Here is a 26,685-nt window from a genome sequence, read left to right on the forward strand (position 1 = left end):
TTATTACTCATAGTTGATATAGATTGTACTCAAATAATTATTTTCTAAAAATAAAACAATTGATTGTACTACTTCTTCTAATATCTCTTTTATTGAAGTTTGATTGATCTTGCTGATATCGAAACACCTTAATTGATCAATAGTAAGCGACTTATCCTTGATCAACCACGGTGAATCATCATACCATCCCTCATGATGAAAATATTCTTTCACCATCCCCTTTTTTTCGACATTACAATCTAATAAATGATCTAAAATAGCTTCAAAATAGCCGTTCCAAATGATAAGTTTATTATCAGTAGCTACAAAAGAAAGCTCCGCTTCTCCTTCAAAACCTTCATAAAACCTATTGTCAATCATAGAATCCATTCCTTCCATTGACCTTTATTTAATTGTTCTGTAATGATATTCCCTGCTTTTTTCAGTTATTGTATCGTACTGTTCTTCACCTGTTTTAAGCCTCTAGTCAGTAATACTTGATGCGATGCGTAATAGGGAATATTTAGTTTCAGTGATCCATATATCACCGGATTGCAAGGTAAAGACATTTATTTCTTACGAAGAATGTTTTCTGTTGATTGACTATTGATTTTGGCTCCAAGTATCTTTTCGCTCTTTCTAAAGTTTACAAGTTAGAAATTATTTTTTTTAATTGCTCATATTTTTCCATAAATTCGTCTCTTTCAAAAGCAAAATCCCACAGGTGAATATCTATATTTTGATCTATGTGTGAAGGTAATTCTTTTAGTTCTTTTGTATATTTTTTCAATTTCTCAATCGACACATTTGCTAACTGTTCTAAAAATTGTCCGTCCCATAATTCACCAGCCAATGGATCGTTTATTATAAATTCTAACGCTTTTTTTATTGCTAACTCCTCAACCTCATGCTGAGAAAACATTGTGTAAACATCATTTTCATCTATATCATCTTCTGTTTTATTCAATAATTTATTTAACCAAATATCATACTTCTTGCTTACAATAGGAAAATCGTCATTTATATGATAAATATCTTTTATTTTTTCTGCCATTGATCTATCCATCCATATTCATAAATAAGTTATCTATATTTCTGAGATTCTCGTCTTAATGGCTCTAAGTAAACCTATAAATTATATTTCTAAACTCTTTTTAACTCTTTTTAACTCTTTTCAATAATCCGATTAACTCACTATCATCTGATTTTTTTGTTTCTTTTCTTACGTTTTTATCCAAATAGTTGTAAAAAGTGTCAAAATCTAAATACACTATCTGATTTACTTCTACAGCTGGAGAAGCCAGCTCAATCAATACATGTTTATCATCTAGCGGCTTAGGCAATTGTGCCATATCGTAGTCATCTAAATCATTTTCAAAAAATAACCTCTTCTCCCCATCCTTCCTTATTAGATAATAAATTTAATAACTTGTTTAGATTTCTATTAGCTGCACAAAAAAAGTTTCCATCAACTCATCTATTTCTTGCTCATTGATTAAAATTTTAAATTTTTCTGTCATCATCTTTACTCCAATTAATAATGAACCATCTAATTAATGCAGAAATTCTTAGGTTGAAATCTACAACTTCTTTACTTTTAAACATCAGTTTTTTATAGTATAGCCCTTAAAGCCATATTCAATGTAATAGGGGTAGTACACGATACTTTTTTATTCGCTTTTATTTATGTATCTTCAGCTCATTGATCGTTACAGAAAAAACATCCACTAATTTGCGTTACCTATACGTCCTATATTTTTTTATCCAGTCAAGTGTTTCTTCTTTATTCGTGATTAGCCTGATAAAACTTTCTTCAATAAATTTTACTCGGGTATCTTTTGTACTAACCCCATGAGCCTCACTTATCATATCTATTATCGTTACTTCCCCTTCAGAACTAGCTAATAAATATTGATTACCTTCTAAAAATATTCTGTCGTATTCATCTTCTTCATACATCACCTCTTTAAAATTACTATCGTAACTATTATTAGAAACTACGAAATCTATTGTATCTTGCAGGTTATCTTTATCTATTTCTGAAATTAAGAAGTCTGCAATTTTAAATATTTGTTGTTTGTCGTACAATTGTAAGATATTTGCTAGTTGTTTTTCTTTCACTATAATCTTCCTTTTAGATTTTGAATAGAGTCAAATTCTATATTTATACTTATCATACTACTGAAAAGATAAGACAAAATGGGTAACGATTTGATCTATTCATTTTATTTTCCCTGACTCTAAAGAAAAAATTGTTATATCACCATCTTCACACTCAATAACGATCGAGTCATTCCTCTTTAAATAATAATCTTTAACAATATTTCTGAATCCAATATGCCATAATAATGATCCACTGCTTTCGTAAACGAGTATATCCAGCTCACAAATAAACACAATGTATTTAGCGTTCGGATCTATCATTATTTCATACAATAGAGAAGGTAAGTTTTCTTCAAAAGACACCGACAGATTTGCAGAATCTAAACATGCGGAAAGACTATTTATTCCTAAAAATACTTTATTTGAATTAGTTGATAGGTACATCTGAGGTTCTAATCCCAAATCATCGTATATAAATCCTACGTCAATTAAACTATGACTAATTTTTATAAATTGGTTGCTTTCGGCTATATTTTCGCCGAGTAAGAAAGATTTTTTTCCTAAGCTCTCTTTTAATTCTATTGCTGATTCATAAGTTTTTTTTCGAATAAATTCACGTATCTCCCACCTTAAATATTTACTACTAATACGCCAACGCCATCCTAAACCGACTCAATTTAAACACCTCCATTTGGACCTTGTAAAAAGCTTTCTCTTACAGTAGTTATATAATTAAATGGTGTTTTATCAGCTAATTTATTTCATAACTTTTTCTTCCCCATTTTAAAATATCAGAAGAGCCGATTGATACATTTTTCAAATCATCATTAGATAATTCCTACTTATTGGCACACCATAAATATAAATTTTAATTAGCTCAATCTTCTATGATGCTATATTGTATTTCTAATGGGAATTTTTTGTTTGTTGCCGTTCTTCGACTTTTATTTAAAATATGGTTTAATCCATAACGATTTTAGACACTGATCATTATCGACCACAGCAAGCACATTCTCAAGAAACTCTACACATCTATCATTGTTATCATGCATGAAGTCTCCAAAGCATAACCAATTTTGTTTTAAGTCATAATAGGTAAGCCACACTTCTTTTTTATCTAGCCTCCATGAACCTGATTCTAAATTCTCTTCTAGTTCAACTTTCCCTTTCTGAATATGTAAAGGTAAAAGTAAATCTTTTTTAATCCAACTTTCTTTCGGCGTGTATCCCCAAACTTGATTAGCAGACTTTTGAATAGAATCAAAACCTATATTCATATAACTGATAAGTAATAAAATATCTGCATTTGATCTAGGATTAAAATCTAAATTTCCATCCTTTTCATCATACGTTACTTGTCCGTTAATTCTTTCATTCTCAGATTTTAGATTTAGTTTTATCATTTTTCACCCCATTTATTTACAAAATTATAATGAACAATTTTATTTGTCGATATATCAATAACTGGTTCTCATGTATCTTTGAATCCTCTAATTACTCCTTCAAACTCTCAGCGAAGTCTATTCTTAAACTACTATCTTTAATCAGTATTGCTGTATTTATTATTTTATCTAAAAGTAAAGTCATTGATACTTACTATGAGGTGCCAACGTAATCTTAAACCCTATGACTTTACAAAAAATCATTCACTAGTCTTCATATCTACCTCTACTTAACCTTGAATTTTCCTTATCCAAAGATAGGTCAGCAAATGAAACAATATATTCCTCACTATCAATGGCTATTAACTGTCTATTCCCATTTTTTTTAAATTCAATCGGTGAAATAAAAGTCATGTTGATTTATAAACTTTACATACGCTTGGTAGTAGTTTTCAATCTAAAACATTTTTATCATCTCATGATTTCTCTTCATAGACTATGGATCAGGAGTTGAATATGTATGTAAAACCATCAGTAGGATTCATTCATGTGATGATTTTTTTAACTTGAAATACCATGCTTACTATTTTTCTAAGGTTTATAATTTCAATTTCTCTACTAATTTTTTAAAGTTGCGAATGTTTTTATTTTGCAAAGAATTTAGTTTAATTATTTCTGATAAATAATACTCTGATTTCTCTAATACTTCTGTTCTGAAGTCAGAGAATAGCATTTTTTTATCTTTCCAGAATTGATAATCCGGATTTGAAAGTTTCTCTGTGCGAATCCATCCTCCTTGACCCACTTTAGCACCTGAAACTTTACTAATAGATAGAATTTCTTTCTCCCTATAAATTTCTATCCACGTATTAAAAGATTCAATATCATTAATCAAAACATAGCTCTCTGTGTTTAAAATCTCTAAAGCTCTTAAAAAACTGTCAAACCAATCGTATAGAGATACAGTAAAATCTTCTACTTCTTCTTCAAGGATAATCCCATAGTGTTCATTATCAATTGTGACACTAAAATAGCCATATTCTCCGATAAAATTTTCTATATAAATATCTTTAACTATTTTAAATTTCATCTCAAAAATTTTTTCCACCCTATTTCTCAAGCTTTTCAAATCGTCTTAATAAATATTGATACTTAATATAATTCATATGCATAGCTTAATAACCTCAAATTTTTTCTGCATTTGGATTCGTTGATTAGTTGTATCTATAATTAGGTGGAGAACTAATCATTCGTGGGTTCACAGACCAAGCCTATTAAGTATGATGAGTGATTCTATGGGTTGTTTTTTACAACAATAACCGTTCATCAAGTGATTCACTGATTTGTTAGACTGGAATGCTAGCATTTGTATAAATTATTTGCTGTAGTTATAAATTATATGACTCACCAGTAAATGAGCGCAAAAAATCAGTTAGCTCATCGGTCTCATTTTAAAAAATATATAATATATCTTGTTCTGAAATGAAAGAACTAGGGATAACTTTTTCTAAATGTTCTATTCTAGCGGTCATGTATTTTTGATTTTCTCCTTGAAGATTTGTTATCGCCCAGCTCTTCAGTAAATCTAATTCTTCCATAACAACTCCTAATTTAGTATGATCAAATTCCGCACCATCTTTTATATATTTGATACCTAATTCTTTTATAGCTTTTTCCCAATACCTTTCATAAAATGGTTCTGAGGAGATATTTTCACTTAATATAACTTCAGAGTTTTCCTCATAGATATCTCCATCATACTTAAATAATCCTACTGACATTAGTCCTCACTTCCACATATTTCATCAAATTCGCCAATAATATATCATTTTTATTTATTATGTTTTATTCGATAATCTAGTTCTGACAATGCTTCTTCAACGTCTTCTTTTAATCTCGAGTTTCCTTTATACGATTCAATAATTTGTCTATATTTTACATTCTCGGAATTTCCCAGCAAGCTTAAGATATAACTCAAACATTCATCATTGAAGTCAGTTAAGCGATGAATAATTGGATTTAAGTCAATTGACTTTTCAAGATTTGGATTTTTCGACCCTTCTAATATTGCATCTAATATTAATTCCTTTATATCATCATCCTGTAACGTAGCTTGGACAGCCAGAATATCGATAAATTTCTTAGCATTATTCTTTGAAATATCACCATATTCTAAAATGTCCCTTATATAGCCCACCGCCTCTAACTTGTCATTCTTATTTTTCTGTTGATTTTTTAGAGTATTTAACCAATCCATTAAGATACCTCTTTCTATTTTTATGGTGTCTCAATCGGAATATGGGTGCTATTTATAAGATTTTCATCATAAAATCCACTATGTTTATTAAGTTTTTTAATTTTTACAATTTATATCTTCATTGGTTCAGTACATTTCTTAGTAAATATCAATTCTTGCAATATCAGCTTCTAAATATTCATATTGTTTTATATCCTTTGGAATATCCCCATCTGACAAATCGATTTTAAATTCTCCTATTTGAAGAATTTTGTTTTTCAAATCTATAAGCTCTCCCTGAACATGATAGTAATCAGTTTTTTTATGTACTGTATATTCTTCATTTAAACTTTTAACAATGTGTTTGATGTTAAATCCATAAATTATATCTGTGAACATATCACCTTCTGATACATCACAATCACTACAAAAACATTCAATGGAATATAAGCCATCTGAAAGTAAAATATCAGCTTCTCCTGAGTCTTCATCTATCCAGTTTACTTTTCTTATATTAATCATTTTGTAACATCTCCTATTATTCCAAACCTAAACTAGGTGCTTTTTTAACGAGTTCTTTTACAGACTTTAAGTGCAAGGTTGTTATGTTCCCAGTTATTCTGTCTAATCCTACAAATGCATACTTTGCACTTCCTTCTCCACCAACCAGTTTGAAATATCCGTTCATTTCAGGGACAAATTGTCCCTCTTTAATCACATGATTTGCCTCTCTTAAATACTCAACTATTGAATAGTGATTTTTATTTAAAACTTGTTGCATTTCTGAACCATGTTTTGAAAAGTGAACTTCTAATTTAGTTTTACTATTAAATTCAATCGTCTCTCCTTGAAAAGATCTCGACTTAACTGAGTGTCTAGTGTAGAAAAAACTTGGGCGATTGTCTGTAACTGATTGGCTACACTTGAAATGGCTGAGGCGATTTGACTGGCAAAGTTTTTGGCGGATGTGAGGCTAATTTGAATGTCTTGATTGCCAATAAGCGTGGTACGTGTGTCATTTTGAAGCGATGTTGATTGTTGTAAAGGTGTGGTTGCACTGTTGATTTTAGAAGTGGACTGCTGGGCTTGTTGAGAATTACTGCTGAATGTCGTCATGAATTTCCTCCTCTATTCTATAGACTGGATGGAACGCTTACACATTACATTATATCAATATATAATCTTCCAGTGGATGAAAATTTCATTAGATAGGTCTTGTTACCTTATTGATCAGTGCTTATTTAAAATGATTTTTTCGTCTATTCACTTTTCGGAATATATTTGTAGTATAAAAAAAGCGAGAGCATTTCGCTCTCACTTTTCATTTTAACGATTAAGCATTCACGTCAACGACTTTTGCTTCGTCTTTGATAACGTCGCGATCAAGATCATGGATACGTGCGCTAGTAACAATACCTGCTACCATACTACCACTTACATTGACTGCCGTACGAGCCATATCGATCAATGGTTCAACTGAGATAACTAAACCAACGATCGCTACTGGTAAGTTCATTGAACCTAAAACGATCAATGAGGCAAATGTTGCTCCACCACCGACACCAGCTACCCCAAATGAACTGATTGTCACGATGGCTACAAGTAGCAAGATAAATTCTAAGCTGAAGACATTCATTCCAGCTGCTGGTGCGACGATTGTCGCTAACATGGCTGGATAAACACCCGCACATCCATTTTGACCAATCGATAAACCAAAGCTGGCAGCGAAGTTTGCTGTTGCTTCATCCACACCAAGTGCTTTTGTTTGTGTTTCGATGTTCAATGGCAAAGCACCTGCACTTGAACGGGAAGTAAACGCAAAACTTAGTACTGGAAATGATTTTTTCAAATAGTCGATTGGGCTGACCTTCACACCCATCAAGATCAAGAAGTGAACGATCATGACTGCAAACAATGCCAGATAAGATGCTAATACAAATTTCCCTAAGTTAAGAATTGCATCAAAGTCACTTGTTGCCATCACGTTAGTCATCAATGCGAACACGCCATAAGGTGTCAAACGCAAGACTAACGTCACGATACGCATGACAATGCGGTACAAGCTATCGATCATATCAGCAAAGAATGTTGCTTCTTTCGGTGCTTTTCTTTTGATCCCTAAGTAAGCAACCCCAACAAATGCAGCGAAGATAACTACCGCAATCGTACTTGTTGCACGAGTTCCGGCAAGATCTGCAAAGATATTTCTAGGAATAAATGACAAGATTTGTTGTGGGATACTTAACCCTTCCACTGTTTCTTGTCGTGCCGCCAATTCAGAGATACGGGCAGTTTCAGCTGCGCCTTGAGTGAATTCTGCGCCTTGAAGACCAAAGGCGATCGTCAAGCCGATACCGATCAATGCTGAAATAGCAGTTGTCGCTAATAGAGTTGTCAGTACAGTTGCACTGATTTTACCCAGTTTTTCAGATACTTTCATTTTTGTAAAAGCTGCAACGATCGAAACGAAGACTAAAGGCATGATCAACATTTGTAAGAAACTAACGTAGCCGTTCCCAACAATACTGATCCAATCCATCGATTGTGTGATGACCTCATTTTCTACTCCGAAAATCAGTTGCAACGCGCCCCCGAATACAATACCGGCAGCCAACGCTGTGTAAACCCGTGTTGAAAATTTTGCATGGCGCTTTTGCATACGATAAAACACATATAATAATGCCGCAAAAACTAGAACCACTAAAACTGTGATGAGTGTTGTCATTTTCATCCTCCTCTTAATTTGTAATGACAAGTCCATCTAAGGAAGTAAAGGTTCCCGAGAAGAACTCTTCAGCTCTTCTCCTGAAAATATTTTTTTCAGTGACTAATTCATTCTAGACTATTTTCCGAAATTTTTCCTTACTTTTGCTTACAATTAGTAATAGAAAAAAACACCAGTGATAGCTAATAACTATCACTGGTGTTTTTTGTTTAATTTTCTGCCTTTTCTGTTTCTGCTTTTTCTGATTGGAAGTTCAATTTTACTCCTGGTGCATCTAAAGCAATCTCTGTTACTTCGTATGCAAGACGTTTGACCATTTCAAAAAGTGGTGCAACTAATTCATCGACCTCTTCTTGTGTCACGTCGTTTTGATCTTGGACCTTACGATTCAAGATATGGTTGATTTGGCTAACGCTTCCAGATAACACATATGTATCAAATACTAAACGAAATTCTAAACGTGCACCCACGATGCTATGTTCTTTCGGATAGTTTTCAATTGTCTCTTTTAGTGGTGAGAAACCTACTTTTAAGTCTGTTTGTACCTCTTGATCAGGCTTTAAAAAATCATAATGAAAGGCTTCTACTACTTCTTTTTGTCTTCTAATTTCCATTTTATCACTCCTCTGATTAAATTATAGCATAACTAAAGTTGAAAGGGGATACTTATTCTGTATTCTTTTTGATCATCAAAATATCCGCTAGATTGGCAACGGTGTGATCTGCAGGTATCTCTCCTAAAAAATGATCGATATCATATAAACAAGTGGAGACGTTCGCATTGATCCCTGCCTCGATGTCTAGTTTGCGATCCCCTACCATCATCGTTTTCTCTAGCTTCATCTTGTATGTGTCGATCAGATGAAGGATAGCATCAGGTGCTGGTTTTCTTGCAAAACCTTGATCGATACCGATCACCTCTTCAACCAAATCAGCTAAATCAAAGTTTTTTAAAAGTTCCCATGTAGAAGCCGTGACACGATGCGTCAAAATATAATGTTTTGCGCCACTTTCTTTCAAGTGACGTAAAACCATTTCCGTCTCTTTGAATGGTGCTGACATGTCTTGATATTGCCGTTCATACTCGTGGAATAGCTGGTTAAAAGCCGCTTCTTCTAACTGATAGCTTTCCCGCAGTTTTCTCATTGATTCTTGCTTCATCACACGATAAATTTCATTTTTTGGTCGTTTGATACCAAAATCATTTAATGCGTGGAACGCACCCTCGACCATTGCTGGATACGTATCAAATAGTGTGCCATCAAAATCCCAAATGTAATTCTCGATCATTCTTTTACTCCTCTTATCTAACTAGCTATCAGTCCATTAAACTTCTTATACTTTTGTTGTGAATTGCGTAGCGCATTTCTTACAAGTCACTCGAATCTCACCTTTCCCTTTTGGCGCCCGTTGTTTGAGTTGACAAGTTGGGCATGAAAAGATCGTATAGGTAGTAGCAGTTTGTTGCTCGGACTGACGTGTCATTTTATTTCTTGTTTTTGACAACCAATTCTTGAAAGTGACTGTCTTTTTTAAATATGCTTGATTTTCGTTCGTACGGACATAGATTTTCTTTGAGCTAAATCGTCCAATGACTAGGAAAATAAAAACAAAGAAAAGTAGATAGCCTAAACCAAAAGGCAGCCAATATCTAACCACAAAGAATAGTAATCCTAGAATCAAAAAGAAACGATTCAATTGGTCAAGACGTGCATACCTTCCTTTCATCACTTGTTGATATTTTTGTTGAGCTTTCATTACTCGCTGTAACCAGATAGGTCCCATTGTATTTCTCCATTCTTTTTTTCAAAAAGAAAAAGCCCTAGTTGGCCTTTTCCATCGCCATTTGTTGCAACACTTGACGATTGCGCATAAAATCGATCACGATCAATTTTTTTTCATCTTCGCGTTTTACTACCCGAAAGGTATCTTGTAAAGGCAATGTGAGCTTTTTGGATTGAATCTCCTTCAAGCGAACAAAGCGACGGATCAATGAAAGTAATTGTGGAAACTGGATCGATGTTTGTAATAACTCTGGATATTTTTTTAATAATTGAGTTGTTTTAAACAAATTCCGTTTTCGGCTGATTTGTTTTAAAAAACTTTTTAAGATCTTTTGCTGCCGCTGAAAAATCGAAAGAGATCCCTCTTCATCGATTCGATAACGCATCTGACTTTGCAGATCTTTTACGGTTAAATGTACTTCCGCTTTATCTGTCTCTACATTGATTCCTTGAGGAAAAAGTTCTGCGACTGCTTTATCCCACTCAGCTAATGATACTTCAAGATAGTCATTCAGTGGGAGTTGGAGTTCTTGAGCAAAAAATTGCTTCGCAGCTTCTATACCACCTTTTTCGTAGATTTCCCCGATCGTCAACCCTTCTAAATGGAACTCCGGCGAAAAATGCAATACTGTTTTTTGTTCATCGATTTGTGTATAGATGAATGTCGAACGCTTGAGGCTCGCATCTTTTAAAACAACTAAAAAATTCATTCTTCTCCCCCTTTTTCTACTACAAAATAGCATATTTTCAACGGTTTGTGTGGGAATATGCAGGAGATTTCATAAAATCTTATTTTTTGGTTAATCTTGATTGGTATTACGAATGAGTAAAATAAAAGCTTAACGAGAACAAACGGCACTTTCTCTTCGTTTTTCACGAAAAAGTTCGTCTCTCATCAAGCTTTATACTCAATTATCTTCTAATAATTCTTTCATTTCAACGACTTCACGATACTGATGGATTTTCGTGATACCGATCACTTTATCGATATCGATGCTAAAGCAAATACCATTTCCTGGAATATCGATCTTGATGCCTTTTCCGATGGCATCCATCACTTCGTTCGTCAAGCTATCTGGCACTAATGTCAACACAACATCCTTTTCTGGTGAGATATCCAATCCTAAAAATTTACCTGTGTCATGGACACCTGAGCCTCGTCCATGTAAGATCGTTCCACCTGATGCGCCAGCTTTTTTTGAATAATCAATTACATCTTCTCCAATACCACCGTCAACGATCGTAACGATCATTTCAAGATTCAGCGCGACCAAATCGTTCATTGTTGTTCCTCCAATTTCTGTAATTTTTCTTTGTTTTTTTGATCTTTTTTATCTTTTTGCTTATAGATGAAGCCTAAAACTAAGGTTGATAATATCGGAGTCAAAGCAATCATTGCGACAACGCCGAAGCCATCAATGATTGGATCTCGCCCGTCGATTTGTGTCGCGATCGCCACACTCATGGACAAAATGAAGGTCGAACACATCGGCCCTGTGGCAACTCCTCCGTTATCAAAAGCCATGGAGAGGAAAATTTTATCCACTTTTGCCCCCAAGACAAAAGCTAAGCCATAACCAGGAACCAAGAAATAGTAGAGAGAAAAACCAGCTAATAGGCGCCACATAGATAAGCCAACTGCCAGACCGATCCCTATTGAGATCACTGCTAACATCACTTTTGCATGAATCCTTCCTTCACTCAATTCCTCCACTTGCTTTACCATGACATGGATCGCCGGCTCTGCAAAGCCAACTAAAAAGCCCATCACAAAACCTAAAGGAATGAGGATCTGATTATTCGTTAACGCAGCAATTGCTCCGCCAAGATGCTGCCCTACAGGAACATAGGCAACATTTACCCCATGTAAAAATAAAATCAATCCTATCGTTGTGATCAAAAAACCTTTCATGATATCTAAAAAGCGTTTCTTTCTCATTTTGAACGAAAGAAAATTCATCAGCACAAAGAGCAGGACGATCGGTGCCACAGCGAGAATGACCTCATATCCGACTTGACCGATACCATCAAAAAAAGTAATCAAAAAGCTCACTGGAAGATCACCCCCAGGATCATGACAGCTAAAATCGGACCGAGTGACGCAATACCGACCATCCCGAAGCTATCGTTTTCATTTTTTCCTTGGCGGATCATACTCGTCATTCCACCAGCTAATGCTAAAATAAAAGGAACTGTCACAGGTCCTGTCGTAACTCCACCTGCATCAAAAGCAATCGGCATAAATTCATTACTCGTGAAAAAGGAAGCGATAAGTACGGCTAAGTAACCGATCACCATCAATTTATAGTAAGAAAGCTTGAATATGACACGTAAAAGCGCAAAAGCTAGGAATACCCCAGTTCCCACACTAACGATGCCGATCAATAAAACACGACCGATCTCTCCATCAGAAATATCGAAAACTTGCTGACCCAATACTTGCACAGACGGTTCGGCGATCGTGATCACGATCCCAATCAAAAACCCCAGACTAATGATTATCGGTAGACTTTTCTTTTTGATCATATACTTGCCGACCAAGTCACCGACTTCCATCATCGAATAATCAGCACCAAATAAAAAGAGACTCATGCCAACCATCATCATGATTGCTCCAAGAACAAATCTTCCCATGGTTTCAGCATCTAAAGGTGCAAACACAAAGGTCAGGATAACGATCAATATTGTCATAGGCATGATCGCAATGATTACTTCTTTAAAATTTTTCTTCATGTATCCTCCTCCTTTACTTCTAGTTTACCTGATTAAAAGTAAGTTTACGAGAAAAAAAGGAAGCGATATCAAATTTATGTAAAGATTTCTAAAAAGAATAATAAAAAACATCGATCAACTAACTAAAATAATGTGAACCATACAATGAACGAGGATTATTTCATTTCAAAAAAGGCTTAAATGTAATAAAAAGCGACAAAAACCAAAAACATATAAACTATTTCTGGTTTTTATCACTTATATTGAAGATGTTTTTAAATAACAAAAGTTATAAACATGTTTAAAATTTTGTGATTACTACTATTATTTATTGATAGGAAATTTTATAGGATTCAGATGATCTTTTATGAAAAAGATATTTCAGACCTATTTTACTGAGCCGATCATCCCTTGGACAAATTGTTTTTGCAAAATGAAAAAGACAAGGGCGGTTGGTAAGGTCGCAATCACAAGACCACTCATGATCATACCATAATCTGGTGTATAAGAAGCGCCCATGGCAGACAATACTAAAGGAACTGTTCTTCTGTCTGGAGATTGCAAAGCAACCAATGGCCAAAGGTAATTGTTCCAACTGCTCATAAATGTGATGATCGCTGCTGCGGCATACGTATTTTTGGCTGTTGGTAAATAAACCCGAAAGAAGATACTTAATTCCTTGAGTCCATCTAATCGTGCCGCCTCCACTAGATCTTTAGGAAATGATTTTGCATTTTGTCTGAAAAAGAAAATCAAAAAAGCGGTGCTCACTGAAGGTAAGATGACAACTAAAAAGCTATTGATTCCTAGTATCGTTCCATTCAATTGTGAAAACATCCGATAGAGTGGAATCATCAATGCTGCAAAAGGAACCATCATCGAAAGTAATAAAATATTGAACACATACTCTTTTCTTTTACTCTTATAGATTTCAAAGCCATAGCCCGCCATGGAAGAGATCAATAAGGCGAAAACAGTTGTCACGACAGCAATCAAGGCAGAATTCAGTAATGAACGAGAAAAATTCAAATCATTTGAAAAGAGATTTTGAAAGTTGATGACTAGATTTTCACCAATCATCAGTTTTCCTGAACTGATGTCGACCGCTGTATTCGTCATGCCTAAAATCATCCAGACAAATGGGAAAATTGAAATAAACGACACAATGATCAAGGATGTATACTTAAAAATACTTAATAATAAGCGTGAGATACTTACTTGCTTTTTTTCGACCGAACGTGGTTGCGTACTTGTCAATTCTCTCATTGTTTCTCACTCCCTACTTTCGTTTGAATAATGGATAATAAGACGATAAATACGACGATGACGAAAGAAACCGCTGCGGCATAACCGAAATTCGGCGTAAACTTGTAACTCAAATTATAGATATATTGAGATAATGTCGTTGTTGCATTTGCCGGGCCACCGCCTGTGATATTTTGAACCTCATCAAATAATTGTAAAGTACCGATCGTTGAAGTGATCGATGTAAACAAAATGATCGGTTTCAAGTTCGGGATCGTGATTTTTATGAACTGTTGCCATCTTGAGGCACCATCAATGTCTGCGGCTTCGTAGATTTCTGGGTCGATATTTTGCATACCAGATAAAAAGAAAATCATATTATAGCCTGTCCAGCGCCATGTGATCGAAATGATGATCAGCACTTTTGCCCAAAATGGGTGTGTCAACCAACCAATCGGATTATCGATCAAGCCAATCCCAACCAACAGATTATTCACTAGACCTGATTGAGAAAATAAGCTTTTCATGATCAATGAATAACTGACCATTGATGTGATACATGGTAAGAAAATTGCTGTTCTAAACAATCCTTTGAACTTCAATTTTTTATCATTCAACAGATTAGAAATGAACAATGCCAAAAACAACATGACAGGAACCTGTACTAATAAGTATAAAAAGGTATTGAAAAATGCTTTACGAAAAGTCGAATCGCCCAACATCCGTTGATAATTTCCTAAACCGTTGAAGGTCATATTTACAGGAGGACCACTTTGAAAAGAAGTGATCAACGCCAATCCCATTGGGACAAAAACCATAATCGAAATCATGATCACTGGAAGTACTAAAAACGCATTGCCATTTCTAAATAGATCCTTTTGTTTCATTTTATTCCCCACTTTCATTGCACATACATAGAAGAAATATCACGTTTCACAAAATTCAGACAATGTAGACACTCTCTCATCCGAAATTTTGGCAGGCTTTCTTCAGCAGCTGGTTCAGTCACCCATACATTTTGAAAAACTGCATCGACCTAAGCAGTAAGATAGAAAATTGAAAAATAGTTTTCGGATTTTGCAATTTTCTATCTCAGTGTTGAAGGTTATGTTGTACACCATTTATTCAGTCATAAAGGACAAGAGTTATTGCTACTCACTATCCGCTTCATCGATTAGTAATACACTATATCTTCAAACAACGAACGAGCTGTTTGAAGATATAGCGAATGAATTTTCGTTATACTTTATATTGTTAATTTGCTAACTGCGCTTCCACTTGTTTCTGCGTATCTGCTAACACTTTATCTGCTGATTCTCCGTTGATGATTCTGCTTAATGATTCAGCAACGACAGATTCGATCGCATACGTTTCATGTCCATAGTTGACTTCTGGGATCTCTGCTGTCCATTTTGAAAAGTCGTCGAAGACTTTTTGATCACTGTAGAACTCTGACGGTTGTTGGTATGCTTCTTGGTCATTTGCGCTTAACATCGTCGATACTAAACCGATCTCTTCTGCTAGTTTACCCATCAATTCCTCATTCGTTGCGAATGTCTGTTGCAAGAAATCTTTTGCGTTTTCTTCACCAGCAACGCCTTTGATGACATACCAGCCTGCGCCACCTAAGTTGGAAGCTTGGGCTTTTTGCATGTTAGCAGGCAATGCGGGAATCGGTGCGATCTTCCATTTGCCGGATTGATCTTCTGCACCTTGGATTGTGGATGAGTACCATGCGCCCGTTGGTGTCGAAGCAACTGCGCCTGATTGGACTGCTGTAACTCCCGCATTCCAGTCAGATGTTTGTTCGACTAGATCTTCTTTCAGCAAGGCCGCAAATAACTCTAAGCCATATTTTAATGACTCATTGTTTTCGATCGTCACGGTTTCACCATCTTCTGATGTATACCATTCACCAGCTTGTTGCATGATCATCCGAACACGTCCTAAATCAGAAGGATTGACTTCGGAGATTTTTTTCCCTGTTTTCTCTTTGACATCTCTTGCAACTTGTAAATAATCATCCCATGTCAAGTTCTGCATATCTTCTTCCGAATAACCTGCTTCTTCCAAGATATCTGTTCGGTAGAAGTTAGCTGTAACACCTGAGTCGAAAGGCACGCCATAAATTTTGTCGTCTACTTTGTTTACAGCAAATTTATATGCGGCAAAATTGTCTTCATCCACAATATCAGTCAAATCAGCAAAGGCATCTGGATAAGAAGTCCAATAGCCTTGGATGCGATAATCTTCGATCAACACGACATTCGGCAAGCCATCCGTATTGCCACTGGCTAAGGCTGTGTTCAATTTTTGCACGATATCATCTTGGGACATCGTTACTACTTCCACGTCAACATCCTCATTTTCATAAAACTCTTTTGCTTCGTTGACGGCTTTGATGTTGAATGCCTCATCCCATGCCCAGACCGTTACTTTATCCTCACTTCCGGAAGCATCACTGGAAGAATTGCCGCAACCGGCAAAAAGTGTGACTGCTGCTGTTAAGGCGAATGCACTAGCGAATAATTTTTTTAGTTTCATTTTTTTACCCCACCCTTTTAGTGTTTGTTTTTCTTACACGCCTATCATAACAGACTTGCAAGCGTTTTCTTTATTAATGATCGTTCTTAAGAAAAATATCCTAAAATAAGAAAAAAGTACAATTTTGATCTCTGATTCCTTTTTGATTGGAATTTTAGACTTGCATTTGTAAACGTTTCCCAGTATTTTTAATTTACGCAAATATGGAGTTAGGGGGTAAAACATTGAAAAATATCGTATTGATCGATGATGAACAGACCATTCTCCATGGTCTAAGTACCCTGATCGATTGGCCAACACACGGCTTTCAGTTAAAAGGTGCGTTTTCAAAACCGTTAGAAGCACTTGAATTTATCAAAAAAGAGCCACTTGATATCATCGTGACTGATTTGATGATGCCAGACTTAAATGGGATTGAACTTTCTCGCTTGATCAAGGAAGAACAGCCCGAAGCAAAAATCTTAGTGCTATCCAGCTATGATGACTTTCAATTGGTCAAAGATTCATTTAAAGAGGGCGTTTCGGATTATTTATTAAAACCAAAATTGAATCCCAGTGAATTTCTAGCTTCTCTGAAAAGTCTTGTAGAGCAATCCGCAGAAGTAAAGAAACCTCGTTTGTCAGAACTTGAAAAAACGAGTCAAGCAATCAGCAATTATTTAGCAGGTTCTTCCCTTGATACGGGGATTACACGTAAACCATTCAAACACGACGCTTTTTTCATAGTGTATTGCGAAGAAAAACCAGCAGAAAAACATCGTCGTAGCCAGGAATTAAGTGCTGAAGCACCACGATATACGAATCAGGATGTATCCGTCTTCCCTTATTTTACGACCGCCAATGATGTTGGTTATCTGATCAACGCTCATTCAAGGGAAGCCTTTGAACAGTTTGTCACCCACTTTCAGGAAGATCATCAGACGGACGCTTGTCTTTATGTGTTATCTGGAGAACTTACCTTCGAAAATATTTATCCTGCTTTTCTTTCGTTGAAACAAAAAAGCAACGGGCAATGCTTTTATCTCAATGAGCAATCTTTGATTTCTGAAGAACAATTATTACCGCTTCTATCTTCTTATGAACAACAAACAAAAAGCTATTTGACAAAGATCATGAATAAAGATTTTTTATCTGCGATCGAAGAATTGGAAAGCTACATGAAAAATGTACTCGAGCAACGGTTACAGCCAAGTTATTTAAAACATGAAATCATCAATCGACTCTATGCCTTGATCAATGCGATCGCCGAGGAACATGAAAAAAGAAAAGAAATCATGACTTTAAAAATCACGATCCCAGCTCAGATCACCCAATCAGACAATTGGGAGGAATTGGTGGTGATCGTCAATAATACGACAAAACTATTGCGTGAAGTGACTACTACCTTCAGAAAAGACAATTCGGATGTTTTGACGTTGATCTATGACTATGTGCAAGATCATTATCATCAAGATCTGAGTCTACAGACCTTGTCCGAAAAGTATCATTTTTCTTATAGTTATTTATCGACGATCTTTACAGAAAAATATGGGATCAACTTTACCAAGTACTTGAAAAAAGTCCGCATCAATCAAGCGAAAATGTTATTGAAAGAGTCCAATCTCTCATTGAGTGATATTTGTCAACAAACCGGTTTTACAGAGATTGGTTATTTCTCGCGGGTATTCAAAGAAGAAACTGGCTTGACTCCTTCGCAATACCGTAAAGGGATGTTGACGGTATGATAAAAAAACTAAGAGAACATGAGCTGTTGACCAAGCTTTTGCTTATTCTTTTTATTGCCTTGTTCGCGCAAGCCGCTACTATTTCTTTGTTCATTTACCACCGTTCAAGGGAAGCTTATATTGAACAATTCGATCAATCCAATCGCATGACCTTACAAAAGATCCAACATGATTTTGAAACACTGAATGATAATATAGAGAATACGTTGACCTTATTGGCTGAGAGTTCTGCGGTAGAAGGTTATTTTAAAGAAGGCCAACAAACCACTTTGGAAAAAATCAATCAACTACGAACGGTACAAAAAATGAATGATTCCTTAGCACCGATTTTTCCAAACATCAAAGATGATATTTTTCTTTTTGGTGAAAATGGTCGGATGTTTATCAGTAATGACATGGTGAGTGATCTCACTGCTGATGATTTTTTTCAGTTAGAGTTGATTCAGAAAGTCAATGCGAATCCAACGGCAACACAAATGGTCTTTACCCAGTTTGGACTAACGAAACGTGACAAACATTCACCGAGTGTCCTGTTCATCAAAAAGCTTAGATCCACATTGAATCAAACTTATGGCTATGCGGTCGTTGCGATCACCTCTGATGAACTAGCAAAAATATTCAGTCAGTCCGTCGATCCGCAAATCACTCAGATCGATTTTGTGACAGATGACAAAAAAATCTTTGCTTCTAATCTGGCGCATCGAATCGGGACGACGTTTGATTCCTTTGATCAGCTGAACGAAAACGAAACGTTGACAAAAGCGAACCAACGGATCACACGTTTGCCACTTTATCGGCAAAACTCTGCCTTAGTCAGTGAGGTCAATGTCCATTCGATTGCTGATCAGATGGGCGTGATCCTGCCAATCATTCTCTATAATATCGCAATCCTATTTTTAGGCGGGATCGTCGTCTATATTTATTTGAATCGCAACACCAAATCGATCTATCAATTGGTGGATTCGTTGAAGCAGATCAAGGAACCGGTTGCTACTTCTGTTCCAGTCCAAGGTACGTATGAGATCCGAACATTGTCCACTACGATCAATCAGCTATTGACGACGATCAGTGATAACCATACACAATCATTACAAAATGAACAGAAAAAACGAGCATTAGAGATCCAAGCCATGCAAGCTCAGATCCAACCTCATTTTATTTATAATACGCTGACTAGTCTTAAATTTTTAGTTTGGCAGCAAGAAAATGAAAAAGCTGTTTCCGGCATCGACAGTTTTATCGATCTTTTACGAAGTACGATCGGTAATAAAAATGAGATCATCCCTGTAGAAGAAGAATTAAAAAGTGTGAAAAGCTATATTGCGATTTTGACTCTACGTTATGGTGAGGCGATCTCAACAAAAATCATGGTTCCTGAAGAACTTTATTCCTTGTATATGCCTAACATGATTATCCAACCGATCATTGAAAATGCTTATTTACACGCATTTCAGCTAAAGAAAAGTGGCTTCATCACTTTATATGCCATGATCAGAGAAGATACCTTGACATTTGAAGTCGTAGACACAGGTGATGGCTATGATACAGAACAGTCACCAAAAAATAGGGATTACTTTTCAGGCATTGGAAGCAAAAATGTGCACGAACGAATCCAATTACTTTACGGTGAAGACTATGGATTGCACATTGATTCTGTCCTCGGTGTTGGCACTTCTGTTACGATCACGTTACCGATCATAAAAACTCCCTCTAAACATCCTTAATCAGATGTTTAGAGGGAGTTTATTCTTCTTTCAACTAACGCTCTTACTTGATGATAAAACTGAATTCGTGATCTTCTTCGCCACTGATATGATACGGTTCTTCTACATCCGCTCCCCAAGAATCGATACCACCGACTCCTCGGACTTTTGCTAACATCGTAACAACCGTTCGACGTTCAGGGGGCAGCTCTTCCATGTGTGTTGCCTGTTCCAACTCCTCTGCTTTGAACGGTAACGCCGCAAAAGCAAAAGGTTGATCAGCTTGTTCAAAACGTAATGAAAATTCATCCTGGCTTTTATCGGCATTGTTCAACGTAGTATTTCGAGTGATCTCTACCCACTTAGTATCCATATGAACACCACAGTCTTGCGGAACCAAGTAAGGCGGGATCGGTAATCCCTCGACACGGTACACCCCCGGTACGCCACCGGCTTTCCGGTCAGGATAAGTTTCGCCTGACAGTCCTTCATACTCGAAATGAGTAGCTTTTGTCGGCATGATCATCCGAAATCCTAGTACTGGTAGTTCAGGCAGCCCTTTTTTGCCATGATAAATCATCTTGACTTGAAGATCTCCTCCTTCATCCACACGATAAGTCATATCGACCGTCGTCTGAGGGGTGGTGTTGACAGCTAAGGTGAATGTGATCTCGACTGAATCGGCATATTCTTGATTACTATAGCGATTGTTGGCAGGGGAGATCGGCAACTCGATCGCTTGCTCATCGATCTTGACGTTGATCGCTGCTACTTTTAGATAAAGCCCAGCCCCAAGCCACATACTTGAACGATAACCAAAACCGTTACCACGATCATTATCCGTCAACGCACGCCAAAATGTCGGTTGCGTCTCGCGATAAAGCCATTCTTTCCCATGCTTTTTGAGGGATTCCAAACCGCCTCGTGTATAAGAGAAAATATAGTGCTTAGCTTCTGTTTTGATCCCTAAGGTACAGTCGCCGTAGATCACCCTTAATTTAGGAGCTGTATTTGCCATAATAGTATCTTACCTCCTGTAATGCTGGTTTTTCTTGTCCATTTGCAAAAACAATACCATTTCCTGAAAACTCATAATCACTTGGACGATCATCAAAATCGCCGCCATAGCGCATGACTTTGCGGTTCGTGATTGGATCAAGTACTTCAATGGCTTGGTCTTTAAAGTCCCAAATATAGCCGCCTTGATACATCTCATACTTGTCTAATAGTGCCATATAAGAACCTAAGCCACCTAACGAATTTCCCATATCGTGCATGTACTCGCATAAGATATAAGGTTTTTCCGCTTGATTTTCCAAATAATCAGCCACTGCCGCAGGTGACGCATACATACTGCTTTTTATATCGGAAACCGACGCTTCAAATGCGGGATCAACATAATTCCCCTCATAATGTACTAAGCGATCTGGATCAACCGTTTTGAAGTATTCATTCATCAAGCCGATGTTCTCACCTACATACGACTCGTTGCCTAACGACCAGAACAAGATACTCGTATGATTTTTGAACGTCTCAAAGTTGGTTTTCGCTCGATCCAAAACCACTTCGCGCCATTGTGGTATCCCTCTTGGTACGTTATATGAAGGTTCAAATGCCCCCATTTTTTGCCATGAACCGTGTGATTCCAAATTGGTTTCTGCCATCACATGGATTCCCGCTTGATCGCAGAGAAAATACCAAGGAATTTGATTTGGATAATGAGACGTCCGCACTCCATTGATATTGGCATTTTTGATAATAGTTAGATCTTTTTCCATATCAGCCAAGGTGATCGCACGCCCTGTCTTTTCACTCCATTCATGGCGATTGACGCCATTGATGAACAAGCGTTTCCCGTTAAGATACATCACTTTATCTTTTAATTCGATTGTTCGAAAACCGAATGGATACTCGACGTATTCAGTTACGCCATCATGATCACTTGTTTCAATTTCAAACGTATAAAGATTGGGTGAAAAATGATCCCACAAGGTCACATCACCGATATCCATGGTAAGCTCCATCTTTTCAGTGAGCGAATGTTCTTCTTCGTAAATGGTTTGCTGTTTTAAATCAAGCACCCTGATCCGTAAATGACTCTCATCTTTGATATTTTCAAAAGATAAGGATACGTCTAATTTTCCTTTTTGATACGTATCGTCTAATTTTGGACGCAACCATAAGTCCTCCAAATGATTCTTTCCTCGCGCAATCAAGACGACATCTCGGAAAATCCCAAAGAAACGGAAGAAATCTTGATCTTCTAAGAACGCTGCCGTGCTGCGTTTATGGACTTCAACAGCCAGACGATTCTCCTCTTCCAAATAAGGCGACAAATCAAATTCGGACGGAGTAAATGAGTCCTCCGCATAGCCGACGAAATGACCGTTCAACCATACATACATCGCTTGTTCGACCCCTTCAAAACGGATCGTCACATCTTTACCTTGCAACCCTTCGGCTAATTGGAACGTTGTGACATAAGAACCCACTGGATTCTCTTCCGCTTGGGAGAACATCCCTGCCATTTCCTTTTCTGAAGCAGTGGTATAAGCAGGCCGACGAAATTCATGCCCCTCCCAAGGATACATCGTGTTGATATAATGGATCTTATCAAAATCACTTAGTTCAATATGACCAGGCACTTGGATCTGACCGAAGGAACGATCATCAAAATCCTTTTCAAAAAAATGTTTTGGTCGTTTTTCCGCATTTTCGGAAAAGCAAAACCGCCACTCGCCATTCAATGACTGTATGCGGGAACTTTGACTCCTCGTTTCTTCTTTTGAACCATAGATCGTATGATCGCTATGTGCGTCTCGTTGATTCACTCGAAACACTTGCGGATCATCTAACCAATCAATCAATGCTTGCATGTTCTTCTTCCTTTCCTGTAGCTATTTTTTCAAAGTGCAACATTTCTGTCTGAAAATCTCCATAAAAATCTGGGAGATACAGCCCCATCGTCATCAACTCCGAACTTGAATAAATCAGTGAGCTTTTTTTCTCACGATACCTCCCTTCCGCTAAACCGACTAAGCGAATTTCTTGAAAAGGCGGTTGTCCAGAGGTCAATCTGCGAGCCATAAACACAACGACCTCTTTATTATCAGGAGAAATAAACTGCCATGCCGCAATATTTTGTTCGAAAGGATTCACTAAGCGGTCAAATCTCCCTTGTTGAACCGTCTGGCGTATTTCTTTATACAGGGTGATCTGTTTCTTGATGATTGCCTTTTCTTGTGGTGTTAGCACAGTCAAGTCGAGTTCGTAGCCAAAGACACCACTCATTGCCACATCTCCTCTTGTCTTTAAGTCTGTGACACGGCCGCTTTGATGGTTAGGTGACGCTGAAACATGTGCGCCCATTGAGGAGATCGCGTAACCAAGACTCGTTCCATATTGGATGTCGATACGTTCCACTGCATCAGTATTATCACTCGTCCATGATTGCGGCATATAGTAAAGGATTCCTGCATCAAAACGTCCCCCACCACCTGAGCAGCCTTCCCAAAGAATATCAGGATAAGCGGTGGTCAACTCTTCTAATAGATCATATAAACCTAGAACGTAGCGGTGATAGACTTCTCCTTGATTCTCAACGTATGCAGAATAAACATCTGATAACGAGCGATTCATATCCCATTTGATATAATCGATCGGTACCTTATCGAAAATCTTTCGTAATTGTTGACTGATCGAATCTCGGACCTCTTTTCGTGTGAAATCCAAGACAAATTGTGATCGTGAGGCTGCAGGTGCGCGATTTGGTTCTTGCATCAAATATTCTGGTGTCTGTCGGTACAGATCCGAATCCAACGAGATCATTTCAGGTTCAACCCATAAGCCAAATTTAAGTCCTTTCTCATGCGCATAATCCGCCACTCCCTTCAACCCATTTGCCAGTTTGCCTTCATATTCGAACCAGTCACCTAAAGAAGAAGTGTCCGCATCCCTTTTGCCAAACCAGCCATCATCTAATACGAACATTTCCATGCCTAAATCTGCTGCTTCATCGATCAGTGCTTCGATCTTTTTGCTAGTAAAGTCAAAATAAGTGGCTTCCCAGTTGTTGACTAAAATCGGACGTGGTTCATATTGATGCTTCCCACGAGCCACTCGTTCGCGCAATAACGCATGGTGTACGTGGCTCATTCCATTTAGTCCTTCATCAGAATAAGAAAGGATCATTTCAGGAGTTTGGAACTCGTCTTCGTCTAAAATCTGCCATTGGAACTGATAGGCATTGATGCCGCCAACGATTCTTAATTGATCGATTTGATCTTTCTCAATCTCAAACGCATGATTACCAGAATAGATAAACTGCAGACCAATCGCCTCTCCAAGAGTTTCTGTTGTATGCGAATGTGTCAAAGCGATAAAATTATTCATTTGATGACTACTGCTCCCTCGCCGACTTTCAAATGTTTTCACTCCGTCGGTGATCTGTTGCCGTGAAATCAAACGTTCTCTTGCATGTGCTCCAGGTAAAGCAATCACTTCAGAAAATCTTCCTGAATTCGTCAAGTCCAATTGAAAAGAGGCTGCTTTATCCAGCCAGATCGTTTGACCAGTTTGGTTACGGTACTTGGCAGAACGAATGATTGCCCCTCGTTGTTCATAAATGGTATAAAAAAGGTCCACGTAAATCGGTAATTCTCGATCTTTCAACGTGATACACAACGTTTGTGCTTCCTGCTCATCCACCACATACGTTTGCGGTAACCCTGCAAGCTTTGGTTTGCCTTGAAGGATTTGATATGTTTCATATCTTAAATCAAGTAAGCTTGACCCATTCTCGCGTGTAATGATCGTCGCCGGTATCCGATAATCCATACTTCCATGTCCAGAAAATTCTTGTGGCAACGTATCTTTTGAAAAGGCGCGTTCTTCGTGCAAAGGAACATTCCCGGAAAATCCGCGATCTCTTCTCGGATACTTTTTATTGCCAGAATAGTTACTCACTTTCTTCCCAAAATGAACGTGGCTCAACACGTTAGATTCTTCAATCTTCATCACATAAGAAATCAATGTGTTCGACAAATGGAAGACATTTGTTTCTGGATCAAATTCAATCAATGATCGTCTCTTCATTTTTTCACCTCACAAATTTTTAGAAACCGTTTACTTTTCAGCTAACTCCTGTATACTGTTTACTAAACAAATTTGTCAATAACTTTTTTAGATTTTTTTAGGGAGTGATTATTTATGGTTGGGATTCGTGACGTCGCAAGAAAAGCGAATGTCTCTCCAGCGACTGTTTCACGCGTATTGAATCAAGACAAGACGATCCATGTTGCACCGGAAACAAAGAAACGGATTTTTGAAGTTGCTGAAAAATTAAACTATGATATCAATAAACGAAAATATATCAAAAAGCGAATGCCCTCGATTGGTGTGATCTCTACGATCAGCAAAGCGAGCGAAGAACAAGATGTTTATTATAAAGAATTACGTATGGGGTTGGAAGAAGAAGCCAATCGATTGCATATCGGTATGAATCGGATCTACAATCTCTCAGATGATCCTAAAGAATGGAAAGATTTGGATCAATTAGGCGCGATCATTGTAGTAGGAACAGTGACAAAACAATCGATCACTGATTTATTAGTACAAAATCAGCATTTGGTCGTCGTCGATAACCCTGACATCCAACAAGAAGTCGATATGGTTTATGGTGATCTGGAACGAATGACCAAAGCTGTTTTAGAATTATTTTTAGAAAATGGCCACCAACGGATTGCTTATATCGGAGGCTATCAAGTCGATATGGATGAACGAGGAGGCAAAACGATCAATCAAGATGAAAAACGTGTACGTGCCTATCTACATTTCATGACCGATCATCAATTACAAGACTACAGCACCCACTACCTTGGAAATTGGACAGAAGAAGACGGCGAACGACTAGCAGAAGAATTGATTCAAACTGCCGATCCACTGCCAACCGCCTTACTTGTTGGCAGCGATCCGATGGCGATCGGTGTTTACCGCGCGATGAAAAAATATCAAGTGAACATCGGCAAAGACATCGTGATCGCAAGTTTTGACAACATTGAAGCAGCCAGTAAATTAACACCTGGATTGACCACCGTCCAAATCAATGCCAAATCCATCGGCAAAGCCGCCGTTCGCTTAGCCGTCGAAAGAATCGATCAAATCCGCGACGAACCAATCATCCTAACCTACCCCACCCGTTTAGTAGTAAGAGAAAGCTTTGTGCCAGAGAGGTCGTGAAAGGCGCGATCAGCACAGAGGCATAAGTAAGAAAAATAGAAAATGGCTTTTTCATTTTTTATTTTTTGTCTTATGTCCGAAGTGTTGCGCCTTGAACACCGTTTACTAGAGGTCGTGAAATGAGCGTTCTGACCTGAGCAGTAAGATAGAAAATCGGAAAATAGCTCCTCATATTTTTCGATTTTTTAGCTTAGTGTTGAAGGTCAGCTCATTGAACACCGTTTATAGGAGGTCGTGAGAAAGCCGTTTAGCTCCAAGCATTAAGGCGGAAGTTGGGAAAATAGCTCTCCATATTTTTTCAACTTTCGACT

The 26,685-nt window shown here is 37.2% G+C and carries 28 protein-coding genes; 3 read left to right on the forward strand and 25 right to left on the reverse strand.

Going from position 1 to position 26,685, the window contains the following annotated elements:
- Positions 1–3 precede the first annotated feature (3 nt).
- The 22 genes from DOK79_RS13915 to DOK79_RS14020 all read right to left on the reverse strand — a co-directional run bounded on the left by DOK79_RS13915 (position 4) and on the right by DOK79_RS14020 (position 16,710).
- Complete coding sequence (locus DOK79_RS13915; RefSeq protein ID WP_339092397.1) at positions 4–369, reverse strand: hypothetical protein; 366 nt, start codon at positions 367–369, stop codon at positions 4–6.
- 256 nt (positions 370–625) lie between these two features.
- Positions 626–1,033 (reverse strand): contact-dependent growth inhibition system immunity protein, encoded by a 408-nt coding sequence (locus tag DOK79_RS13920; RefSeq protein ID WP_206857217.1) that lies wholly within the window; start codon positions 1,031–1,033, stop codon positions 626–628.
- A 100-nt stretch (positions 1,034–1,133) separates the two neighbouring features.
- Positions 1,134–1,331, reverse strand: coding sequence for a hypothetical protein (locus DOK79_RS13925; RefSeq protein WP_206857216.1), 198 nt, complete (start codon positions 1,329–1,331; stop codon positions 1,134–1,136).
- 385 nt (positions 1,332–1,716) lie between these two features.
- On the reverse strand, positions 1,717–2,100 hold the full coding sequence (locus DOK79_RS13930; RefSeq protein WP_206857215.1) for a hypothetical protein: 384 nt from the start codon (positions 2,098–2,100) through the stop codon (positions 1,717–1,719).
- A gap of 926 nt (positions 2,101–3,026) precedes the next feature.
- Entirely contained in the window at positions 3,027–3,485 is a 459-nt protein-coding gene (locus DOK79_RS13935; protein ID WP_206857214.1) for a hypothetical protein, read from the reverse strand.
- Between the two features lie 577 nt (positions 3,486–4,062).
- Positions 4,063–4,572 (reverse strand): hypothetical protein, encoded by a 510-nt coding sequence (locus DOK79_RS13940; RefSeq protein WP_206857213.1) that lies wholly within the window; start codon positions 4,570–4,572, stop codon positions 4,063–4,065.
- 343 nt (positions 4,573–4,915) lie between these two features.
- Positions 4,916–5,245: a hypothetical protein gene (locus DOK79_RS13945; RefSeq protein ID WP_206857211.1), complete on the reverse strand. Its 330-nt coding sequence runs from the start codon at positions 5,243–5,245 to the stop codon at positions 4,916–4,918.
- Positions 5,246–5,295: 50 nt separating this feature from the next.
- Positions 5,296–5,721 (reverse strand): hypothetical protein, encoded by a 426-nt coding sequence (locus DOK79_RS13950; RefSeq protein WP_206857209.1) that lies wholly within the window; start codon positions 5,719–5,721, stop codon positions 5,296–5,298.
- Positions 5,722–5,859: 138 nt separating this feature from the next.
- Positions 5,860–6,222: a hypothetical protein gene (locus tag DOK79_RS13955; RefSeq protein WP_206857207.1), complete on the reverse strand. Its 363-nt coding sequence runs from the start codon at positions 6,220–6,222 to the stop codon at positions 5,860–5,862.
- Positions 6,223–6,238: 16 nt separating this feature from the next.
- Positions 6,239–6,481 carry a hypothetical protein gene (locus DOK79_RS13960; RefSeq protein WP_207115340.1) on the reverse strand — a complete coding sequence of 81 codons (243 nt, stop codon included), beginning with the start codon at positions 6,479–6,481 and terminating at the stop codon, positions 6,239–6,241.
- 29 nt (positions 6,482–6,510) lie between these two features.
- Entirely contained in the window at positions 6,511–6,816 is a 306-nt protein-coding gene (locus DOK79_RS13965; protein WP_339092406.1) for a TIGR04197 family type VII secretion effector, read from the reverse strand.
- A 217-nt stretch (positions 6,817–7,033) separates the two neighbouring features.
- Positions 7,034–8,425: an L-cystine transporter gene (locus DOK79_RS13970; RefSeq protein WP_206856151.1), complete on the reverse strand. Its 1,392-nt coding sequence runs from the start codon at positions 8,423–8,425 to the stop codon at positions 7,034–7,036.
- A gap of 209 nt (positions 8,426–8,634) precedes the next feature.
- Positions 8,635–9,039 (reverse strand): DUF1149 family protein, encoded by a 405-nt coding sequence (locus DOK79_RS13975; RefSeq protein WP_206856149.1) that lies wholly within the window; start codon positions 9,037–9,039, stop codon positions 8,635–8,637.
- 52 nt (positions 9,040–9,091) lie between these two features.
- Positions 9,092–9,712, reverse strand: a complete 621-nt coding sequence (locus DOK79_RS13980; protein WP_206856157.1) for an HAD-IA family hydrolase — start codon at positions 9,710–9,712, stop codon at positions 9,092–9,094.
- A gap of 48 nt (positions 9,713–9,760) precedes the next feature.
- A complete protein-coding gene (locus DOK79_RS13985; RefSeq protein WP_206856147.1) occupies positions 9,761–10,210 on the reverse strand; it encodes a hypothetical protein in 450 nt (149 codons plus the stop codon).
- A gap of 37 nt (positions 10,211–10,247) precedes the next feature.
- A complete protein-coding gene (locus DOK79_RS13990) occupies positions 10,248–10,919 on the reverse strand; it encodes a hypothetical protein (protein WP_206856142.1) in 672 nt (223 codons plus the stop codon).
- A 198-nt stretch (positions 10,920–11,117) separates the two neighbouring features.
- Positions 11,118–11,492: a P-II family nitrogen regulator gene (locus DOK79_RS13995; protein WP_206856140.1), complete on the reverse strand. Its 375-nt coding sequence runs from the start codon at positions 11,490–11,492 to the stop codon at positions 11,118–11,120.
- On the reverse strand, positions 11,489–12,262 hold the full coding sequence (locus tag DOK79_RS14000) for a DUF1538 family protein (protein WP_206856136.1): 774 nt from the start codon (positions 12,260–12,262) through the stop codon (positions 11,489–11,491). The genes DOK79_RS13995 and DOK79_RS14000 overlap by 4 nt, the downstream gene beginning before the upstream one ends.
- The gene (locus tag DOK79_RS14005) at positions 12,259–12,942 is read right to left on the reverse strand and encodes a DUF1538 domain-containing protein (RefSeq protein WP_206856134.1); all 684 of its coding nucleotides are present in this window, start codon (positions 12,940–12,942) and stop codon (positions 12,259–12,261) included. The genes DOK79_RS14000 and DOK79_RS14005 overlap by 4 nt, the downstream gene beginning before the upstream one ends.
- Before the next feature lie 366 nt (positions 12,943–13,308).
- Entirely contained in the window at positions 13,309–14,187 is an 879-nt protein-coding gene (locus DOK79_RS14010) for a carbohydrate ABC transporter permease (RefSeq protein ID WP_206856131.1), read from the reverse strand.
- The gene (locus tag DOK79_RS14015) at positions 14,184–15,053 is read right to left on the reverse strand and encodes a carbohydrate ABC transporter permease (RefSeq protein WP_206856129.1); all 870 of its coding nucleotides are present in this window, start codon (positions 15,051–15,053) and stop codon (positions 14,184–14,186) included. The genes DOK79_RS14010 and DOK79_RS14015 overlap by 4 nt, the downstream gene beginning before the upstream one ends.
- Positions 15,054–15,420: 367 nt before the next feature.
- Complete coding sequence (locus DOK79_RS14020) at positions 15,421–16,710, reverse strand: ABC transporter substrate-binding protein (RefSeq protein WP_206856127.1); 1,290 nt, start codon at positions 16,708–16,710, stop codon at positions 15,421–15,423.
- Positions 16,711–16,934: 224 nt separating this feature from the next.
- On the opposite strand from DOK79_RS14020, the gene DOK79_RS14025 reads away from it, so the two are divergent.
- Positions 16,935–18,434, forward strand: a complete 1,500-nt coding sequence (locus DOK79_RS14025; RefSeq protein ID WP_206856125.1) for a response regulator — start codon at positions 16,935–16,937, stop codon at positions 18,432–18,434.
- Positions 18,431–20,158, forward strand: coding sequence for a cache domain-containing sensor histidine kinase (locus tag DOK79_RS14030; protein WP_206856123.1), 1,728 nt, complete (start codon positions 18,431–18,433; stop codon positions 20,156–20,158). The genes DOK79_RS14025 and DOK79_RS14030 overlap by 4 nt, the downstream gene beginning before the upstream one ends.
- Before the next feature lie 43 nt (positions 20,159–20,201).
- Here DOK79_RS14030 and DOK79_RS14035 read toward each other — a convergent pair whose 3' ends face one another.
- From DOK79_RS14035 to DOK79_RS14045, 3 genes are read right to left on the reverse strand one after another with little or no spacing between them, the layout of a single operon-like run.
- Positions 20,202–21,155, reverse strand: a complete 954-nt coding sequence (locus DOK79_RS14035) for a beta-galactosidase small subunit (RefSeq protein WP_206856121.1) — start codon at positions 21,153–21,155, stop codon at positions 20,202–20,204.
- Positions 21,136–23,013 (reverse strand): glycoside hydrolase family 2 TIM barrel-domain containing protein, encoded by a 1,878-nt coding sequence (locus tag DOK79_RS14040; RefSeq protein ID WP_206856119.1) that lies wholly within the window; start codon positions 23,011–23,013, stop codon positions 21,136–21,138. Before DOK79_RS14040 ends, DOK79_RS14035 begins: the two co-directional genes overlap by 20 nt.
- Positions 22,997–25,231 (reverse strand): alpha-galactosidase, encoded by a 2,235-nt coding sequence (locus tag DOK79_RS14045; RefSeq protein WP_206856116.1) that lies wholly within the window; start codon positions 25,229–25,231, stop codon positions 22,997–22,999. Before DOK79_RS14045 ends, DOK79_RS14040 begins: the two co-directional genes overlap by 17 nt.
- Positions 25,232–25,345: 114 nt before the next feature.
- On the opposite strand from DOK79_RS14045, the gene DOK79_RS14050 reads away from it, so the two are divergent.
- A complete protein-coding gene (locus tag DOK79_RS14050) occupies positions 25,346–26,374 on the forward strand; it encodes a LacI family DNA-binding transcriptional regulator (protein ID WP_206856113.1) in 1,029 nt (342 codons plus the stop codon).
- Positions 26,375–26,685: the final 311 nt, after the last annotated feature.

The sequence above is a fragment of the Enterococcus sp. DIV1094 genome, assembly GCF_017316305.2.
Lineage (GTDB): Bacteria > Bacillota > Bacilli > Lactobacillales > Enterococcaceae > Enterococcus_B > Enterococcus_B mangumiae.